The 7,123-nt window shown below is 67.8% G+C and carries 7 protein-coding genes; 3 read left to right on the top strand and 4 right to left on the bottom strand.

Annotated features, from left to right (window positions below; genetic code table 11):
- The 3 genes from rocF to guaA form a co-directional block, all read left to right on the top strand.
- On the top strand, positions 1 to 748 hold a 748-nt coding region (gene rocF, locus F9K34_RS06580), incomplete at its 5' end, for an arginase (RefSeq protein WP_291336111.1).
- A gap of 5 nt (positions 749 to 753) precedes the next feature.
- A complete protein-coding gene (locus F9K34_RS06575; RefSeq protein ID WP_291336110.1) occupies positions 754 to 1,800 on the top strand; it encodes an ornithine cyclodeaminase in 1,047 nt (348 codons plus the stop codon).
- 105 nt (positions 1,801 to 1,905) lie between these two features.
- The gene (guaA, locus tag F9K34_RS06570; RefSeq protein WP_291336109.1) at positions 1,906 to 3,465 is read left to right on the top strand and encodes a glutamine-hydrolyzing GMP synthase; all 1,560 of its coding nucleotides are present in this window, start codon (positions 1,906 to 1,908) and stop codon (positions 3,463 to 3,465) included.
- Positions 3,466 to 4,166: 701 nt separating this feature from the next.
- Here the strand turns inward: guaA and tsf are convergent.
- From tsf to F9K34_RS06550, 4 genes are all read right to left on the bottom strand, one after another.
- Complete coding sequence (tsf, locus tag F9K34_RS06565; protein ID WP_291336108.1) at positions 4,167 to 5,075, bottom strand: translation elongation factor Ts; 909 nt, start codon at positions 5,073 to 5,075, stop codon at positions 4,167 to 4,169.
- Positions 5,076 to 5,170: 95 nt separating this feature from the next.
- Positions 5,171 to 5,935, bottom strand: a complete 765-nt coding sequence (rpsB, locus tag F9K34_RS06560) for a 30S ribosomal protein S2 (protein WP_291336107.1) — start codon at positions 5,933 to 5,935, stop codon at positions 5,171 to 5,173.
- Between the two features lie 170 nt (positions 5,936 to 6,105).
- Positions 6,106 to 6,849 carry an NYN domain-containing protein gene (locus F9K34_RS06555; protein WP_291336106.1) on the bottom strand — a complete coding sequence of 248 codons (744 nt, stop codon included), beginning with the start codon at positions 6,847 to 6,849 and terminating at the stop codon, positions 6,106 to 6,108.
- Between the two features lie 124 nt (positions 6,850 to 6,973).
- A complete protein-coding gene (locus F9K34_RS06550) occupies positions 6,974 to 7,123 on the bottom strand; it encodes a DUF1127 domain-containing protein (protein ID WP_291336113.1) in 150 nt (49 codons plus the stop codon).

Below are 7,123 nucleotides of genomic sequence, written 5' to 3'. Positions count from 1 at the left end.
CCCCAACCCCGCCGTCCACCACCTGACCGAGACCGTGGCCTGGACCGCGGCGCTGGCCGACGCCGGTCGCGCCGCCATGCGGGACGGGCTGCCGATCTTCCTTGGCGGCGACCACTCGCTCTCGCTCGGCTCGGTCGCGGGCGTCGCCGCCCATGCGGCCGAGTTGGGCCGGCCGCTCTTCGTGCTCTGGCTCGACGCGCATTCCGACTACCACACGCCGCTCACCACGCAGTCGGGCAATCTCCACGGCACGCCCGTCGCCTATATCGCCGGCCAGGCGGGCTTCGACGCCTTCCCGCCCTTCCCCGGCCGGGTCCCGGCCGAGCGCATCTGCCTTTTCGGCATCCGCTCCGTCGATCCGGCCGAACATGCGGGCCTCCTGGCCACCGACATGGTGATCTGCGACATGCGGGTGCTCGACGAACGCGGCATCGTCGCGCCCCTGCGCGAGTTCCTCGACCGGGTGCGGGCCGCGAACGGCTTCCTCCATGTCTCGCTCGACGTCGACTTCCTCGACCCCGGCATCGCACCCGCGGTCGGCACCACCGTCCCCGGCGGCATCACCTTCCGCGAGGCGCACCTGGTCATGGAGCACCTCCACGAAAGCGGCCTCGTCACCTCGCTCGACCTCGTGGAGCTGAACCCCTTCCTCGATGAGCGCGGCCGCACCGCGAAACTGATGGTGGAACTCGTCGGTTCCCTCATGGGCCGCAAGGTCTTCGACCGGCCGACCCGCAGCTTCGGATGACCGCCATGCAGAACCTCAACATCGTGCCCTTCGTCAGCGTCGACAACATGATGAAGCTCGTCCTTCACGTTGGCGTCGAGCGCGTCCTGACCGACCTTGCCGCCTGCATCGAGGCCGACTTCCGCCGCTGGGAAAGCTTCGACAAGACGCCGCGCGTGGCCTCGCATTCCGAGGTCGGCGTGATCGAACTGATGCCGACCTCGGACGGGGCGCTTTACGGCTTCAAGTACGTGAACGGCCACCCGAGAAACATCCGGGCCGGGCTACAGACCGTCACCGCCTTCGGGCTTCTGGCCGAGGTCGAGACCGGCTACCCGGTGCTGCTGACCGAGATGACGATCCTGACCGCGCTCCGCACCGCCGCCATGTCGGCCCTGGCCGCGAAGCACCTCGCGCCGCAGGGCGCGACGACGATGGCGATGATCGGCAACGGCGCGCAGGCCGAATTCCAGGCGCTCGCCTTCGCGGCGGTCTGCGGCGTGACCCATGTCCGCCTGCATGACATCGACCCCGCCGCGACCGCGAAATGCCAGCGCAACCTCGCCGGCTCCGGGCTCCGCGTCACCCCCTGCCGGACCGCTGAAGAGGCGATGGAGGGCGCGCAGATCGTGACGACCTGCACGGCCGACAAGAACCATGCGACGATCCTCACCGACAACATGGTCGGCGCCGGCGTCCACATCAACGCGGTGGGCGGCGACTGCCCCGGCAAGACCGAGCTTCACCGCGACATCCTCCTGCGCGCGTCGATCTTCGTCGAATACCCGCCGCAGACAAGGATCGAGGGCGAGATCCAGCAGCTTCCCGCCGACCATCCGGTGACCGAGCTCTGGCAGGTCATCACCGGCGCCGCCAAGGGCCGCAGCGATGCCCGCCAGATCACGCTCTTCGACTCGGTCGGCTTCGCCATCGAGGACTTCTCGGCGCTGCGCTACATCCACGACCAGCTGAAGGCCCATCCCTACAGCGAGCCGCTCGACATGATCGCCGACCCCGACGATCCGCGCGATCTCTACGGGATGCTCCTCAGGGCCAAGGCCAAGGCGGCCTGAGATTTTCACCGTGATGCGAATACTCCGCGGGGTGACCGGCCGGAAGGCCGTCGGGAGGGGCAGCGCCCCCTTGCGCGGCTCCGGGCAAAACCCTATTCCCCGGCCATGACACATGCCCATCAGCGCCTGCTCATCATCGACTTCGGGTCCCAGGTCACGCAGCTCATCGCGCGGCGCCTGCGGGAGCTTAAGGTCTATTGCGAGATCCACCCCTTCAACCGGGTCGACGATGCCTTCCTGAAGGATTTCGCCCCAAGGGCGGTGATCTTCTCGGGCGGTCCGGCGTCGGTCTTCGCCGAGGGGGCGCCGATGCCGCCGGCGGCGGTCTTCGACCTCGGCGTGCCGATCCTCGGCATCTGCTACGGCCAGCAGGTGATGATGCATTGTCTGGGCGGCAAGGTCGAACGCGGCCACGGCACCGCCGAGTTCGGCCGCGCCTATGTGACGCCGGCCGACGAGCGCCTGCCGCTCCTCGACGGCTGGTTCGCGGAGGGCCGCGAACAGGTCTGGATGAGCCACGGCGACCACGTGTCGAAACTCGCGCCGGGGTTCGAGGTCTATGGCACCTCGCCGAACGCGCCCTTCGCCATCACCGCCGATCCCGCGCGCCGCTTCTACGCCGTGCAGTTCCACCCCGAGGTGCACCACACCCCGAAGGGGGCGAAGCTCTACGAGAATTTCGTGCGCCTCGCCGGATTCACCGGCGACTGGACGATGGGCGCCTACCGCGAGGACGCGATCGAGAAGATCCGGGCGCAGGTGGGCACGAAACGCGTGATCTGCGCACTCTCGGGCGGGGTGGACAGCTCGGTCGCCGCGATCCTGATCCACGAGGCGATCGGCGCGCAGCTGACCTGCGTCTTCGTCGATCACGGGCTTCTGAGGCTCAATGAGGCCGAAGAAGTCGTATCGATGTTCCGCGAGCACTACAACCTGCCGCTGATCCATGCCGATGAAAGCGCGCTCTTTCTCGGGGCGCTCGAAGGCGTTTCCGATCCGGAAACGAAGCGCAAGACCATCGGGCGACTGTTCATCGAAACCTTCGAGAAACACGCGAAGGAGATCGGCGGCGCCGAGTTCCTCGCCCAGGGCACGCTCTATCCCGATGTCATCGAGAGCGTCAGCGTCTCGGGCGGGCCCTCTGTCACCATCAAGTCGCACCACAACGTCGGCGGCCTGCCGGAAAAGATGGGCATGAAGCTCGTCGAACCCCTGCGCGAGCTCTTCAAGGACGAGGTGCGCGCCCTGGGCCGCGAGCTCGGCCTGCCGGAGCGGTTCATCCGCCGCCATCCCTTCCCCGGCCCCGGCCTTGCCATCCGCTGCCCCGGCGAGATCACGCGCGAGAAGCTCGACATCCTGCGCCGGGCAGATGCGGTCTACATCGACCAGATCCGCCGCCACGGGCTTTACGATTCGATCTGGCAGGCCTTCGCCGCGATCCTGCCCGTCAAGACCGTGGGCGTGATGGGCGACGGGCGCACCTACGACTATGCCTGCGCGCTCCGCGCGGTGACGAGCGTCGACGGCATGACCGCCGACTACTACCCGTTCACCCACGACTTCCTCTCCGAGACCGCGACGCGGATCATCAACGAGGTGCAGGGCGTCAACCGCGTTTTCTACGACGTCACCTCGAAGCCGCCCGGCACGATCGAGATGGAGTGACCGGGACGCTTGCGCCACGGCCACCCGATGGCGTGCTGGAGGCGGTCGTTATCTTTCGATTTCAGACGGGTAAGGATTCCCTTACTTTCTTGACCCGAGGTAAGCTGGCAATAATCCCCTCGTTCCGTGAGTGGTGGCATTGGCCAGGAACAGCGCCCCGGACCAGCCTGCAGTTTGCGGGGGAAAGGGGAGCCCGGGAAACCGGATGCTGGGCCTGTCGGGCGTATTTTCCGCCTGGCAGACCCGGCAGCAGAGACGCGCCCTGTCCTCATCCCCAACAGGTGCGGCGCGCTTTATGGGCGGTGCGTTTCCCGGTCGGGAGACGCGCCGCCTTTTTTATCGGCCCGCCGGCGGCATCGCGTGCATTGATCCGCGTCAGTCGCGCCACGCGCGACTCGGATAGTGTCGGGCTGTTCCAAGAGTGGTGGCCTTGGCCAGGAACAGCGCCCCGGACCAACCCGCGCTTTGCGGGGGAAAGGGGAGCCCGGGAAACCGGATGCCGAACCGGCCGGATGCATAGTCCAGCCGGACGGTGCGGCAAAGGACGCGCCCTGTCCCCGTCCCCCGACAGGCGCGGGCGCGTTTCGTGGCGGTGCGTTTCCCTGCGGGACAACGCACCGCCCTTTCATCCCGATCCGCACAGCAAAAAGGGGCGCGGTGCCGCGCCCCCTTGCCCGACCGTGCCTCGGAGCCTGAGCGACTCAGGCGCCGAGCGTCTTCGCAACCTCGGCCGCGAAGTCCTCCTTCTCCTTCTCGATGCCCTCGCCGACGGCGACGCGGGCAAAGCCGGTGATCTCCACGCCCGCGTCCTTCGCGGCCTGGGCCACGGTGACGTCGGGGTTGATCACGAAGGCCTGGCCAAGGAGCGTGTTCTCGGCGAGGAACTTCTTCATCCGGCCCGGGATGATGTTGTTGTGGATCACCTGTTCCGGCTTCGGCTTGGCCGAGCCCGCGTTCTCTTCCAGTGCCTTGGCCGTCTGGACGGCCAGCTCGCGCTCCACGATCGCCGGGTCGAGCGTCGCCTCCGACAGCGACAAGGGCGCGCTTGCGGCGATGTGCATCGCGAACTGGCGGCCGATCTCGCGCGCCTTGGCCTCGGGCCCGTTCAGCGCGACGAGCACGCCGATCCGGCCCATGCCCTCGGCGGCGGCGTTGTGGACGTAGGAGACGACGGTGTCGCCCTCCAGCACATGCGCCCGGCGCAGATTCATGTTCTCGCCGATACGGGCAATCGCCTCGGTGATCACCTGTTCCACCGGCTTGCCGTTGAGGTGGGTGGCGCGCAGCACCTCCACGTTCTCGCCGGTCTGGAGCGCGAGCTCGGTGATGTCGCGCACCATCTGCTGGAAGTCGGCGTTCTTGGCGACGAAGTCCGTTTCGGAGTTGATCTCGATGGCGACGCCGCGGCCGTCCTTCACCGCGATCCCGACGAGGCCCTCGGCCGCGACCCGGTCCGCCTTCTTGGCGGCCTTGGCGAGGCCCTTGGTGCGCAGCCAGTCGATCGCGGCTTCCATGTCGCCGTTCACCTCGGTCAGCGCCTTCTTTGCGTCCATCATGCCTGCGCCGGTCGCGTCGCGCAGTTCCTTCACCATCTGAGCGGTGATCGCCATGGCTGGCTCTCCTTCATCTTGAAATGGGTCAGGCGGGGCATATCCCCGCCTGATGACTGTCGGATGACAGGGGCCCTCGCGGCCCCCGCCCGCGCTCAGGCTTCCGTCACGGCCTCTTCCGCGGGCGCCTCTTCCAGCGCGCCGAGGTCGATACCGGCCGCCCCCATCTGGGCCGACATGCCGTCGAGCGCGGCGCGGCTCACGAGGTCGCAGTAGAGCGCGATGGCGCGCGCGGCGTCATCGTTGCCCGGAATCACGTAGTCCACGCCCTTGGGCGAGCAGTTGGTGTCGACCACGGCCACGACCGGGATGCCGAGCTTCTGCGCCTCGAGGATGGCGAGGTCTTCCTTGTTCACGTCGATGACGAAGAGAAGGTCGGGAAGCCCGCCCATCTCGCGGATGCCGCCGAGGGCCGCCTGAAGCTTGGCCTGCTCGCGCTCCATGCCGAGCCGTTCCTTCTTCGTCAGGCCGGCGGCGCCGCCGCCCAGGACCTCGTCGATCTGCTTCAGGCGCTGGATCGACTGGGACACGGTCTTCCAGTTGGTCAGCGTACCGCCGAGCCAGCGGTGGTTCATGTAGTACTGCGCGCATTTTTCCGCCGCCTCGGCGACCGGCTTCTGGGCCTGCCGCTTGGTGCCGACGAAGAGGATGCGGCCGCCCTTGGCCACCGTCTCGCGGATGACGTTCAGCGCGGCGTCGAGCATCGGCACCGTCTGCGTCAGGTCGATGATGTGGATGCCGTTGCGGTCGCCGTAGATGTATTCGGCCATCCGCGGGTTCCAGCGCTGCGTCTGGTGACCGTAGTGAACGCCAGCCTCAAGCAGCTGACGCATGGAGAAATCGGGGAGCGCCATGTCCATGTCCTTTCCGGTTTGCGCCTCGGCGAAGCCATCAGGGGTTGCCCCCAACCGGCGGACCGTGCGGGATGTCTCCCCGCAAAGCCCAAGCCTCGCCTGTGAAGTGGCGCGCGTATAGACCGGATCGCCACGTCGCGCAACCCCCGGCCGGCGGTGCCGGATGCGCCCCGCCGTCAGGCAAGGTCGCGGACCATCAGGTGGTTGGCGGCATCCGCCTTGACCTCGAACCGGGAGATCTTGCGCAGAAGGTCGCTGAGCTTGGCGCTGCCATAGGTGCGGGTATCGAAATCCGGGTTGGCCTGCACGATGAACTGTCCGACCTGCCCGAGCGAATACCAGTCCTCGTCACCGCCGATGGCGCGCATCGCCGCAACGATCAGCGGGATCGCCTTCACCGCCGGCTCCTTGCCGGTGGCGTTCTTCGGCGCCTCGCGGGGGGCGGCCGGCGGGCTGGCCTGGATCGCTGGTTCAGGCCCGGCGACGAGGTTCTCGACATAGATGAACCGCTTGCAGGCCATGCGGAAGGCTTCCGGCGTCTTCTGTTCGCCGATGCCGAAGACATCCAGACCCTGTTCGCGGATGCGGGCCGCCAGGCGCGTGAAATCGCTGTCGGAACTGACCAGCACGAAGCCGTCGAACAGGCCCGAATGCAGGAAATCCATCGCCGCGATCACCAGGCCGATGTCGCTGGCGTTCTTGCCCCTGGTGTTGGCGAATTGCTGGTCCGCGACGAGGCCAAGGGCGGCCACCTTCTCCGCCCACTTGTTCAGCCGCTGCGCCGACCAGTCGCCGTAGATGCGGCGGACCGAGGCCTCGCCCAGGGCGGCGATCTCCTCGAAGATCGCCTCCGCATAGACCGCGGGAACATTGTCCGCGTCGATGAGCACGCAAAGGCGGGGCGCACGGGGGTCGGGCATGAGGTCTCCTGCAGTCTGGTGCGCCAGGGGGACAGGCGCGGGCTGCCCCATTATCGACCGGCTGCAGGCAAATGCCAAACCGCTTTGGACCGGCCCGAACCCTGAGCGGGCCGGGCCGGACACCTCAGGGACCGGTGCGCAGCAGATGGTCCAGCACGCGCCGGCCCCTGTCGTCCGGCGCAAGGCCGATGTCGCGCAGGAGATGGTCCGGCATTCCCGCCACAGCGCGGCGCGTCCGCGCCCGGTGCCGCTTTGCCTGCCACCTCTTCCTCAT

This window comes from Albidovulum sp. (genome assembly GCF_008933605.1).
Classification (GTDB): domain Bacteria; phylum Pseudomonadota; class Alphaproteobacteria; order Rhodobacterales; family Rhodobacteraceae; genus Albidovulum.
This window is presented reverse-complemented; position numbering and strand designations above follow the sequence as displayed.

Coding starts and splice junctions, on each gene's coding strand:
- guaA (WP_291336109.1), top strand. CDS start 1,906: ATGACACATGCCCATCAGCGCCTGCTCATCATCGACTTCGGGTCCCAG.
- F9K34_RS06555 (WP_291336106.1), bottom strand. CDS start 6,849: ATGCCCGACCCCCGTGCGCCCCGCCTTTGCGTGCTCATCGACGCGGAC.
- F9K34_RS06575 (WP_291336110.1), top strand. CDS start 754: ATGCAGAACCTCAACATCGTGCCCTTCGTCAGCGTCGACAACATGATG.
- rpsB (WP_291336107.1), bottom strand. CDS start 5,935: ATGGACATGGCGCTCCCCGATTTCTCCATGCGTCAGCTGCTTGAGGCT.
- tsf (WP_291336108.1), bottom strand. CDS start 5,075: ATGGCGATCACCGCTCAGATGGTGAAGGAACTGCGCGACGCGACCGGC.
- F9K34_RS06550 (WP_291336113.1), bottom strand. CDS start 7,123: ATGAGGAAGAGGTGGCAGGCAAAGCGGCACCGGGCGCGGACGCGCCGC.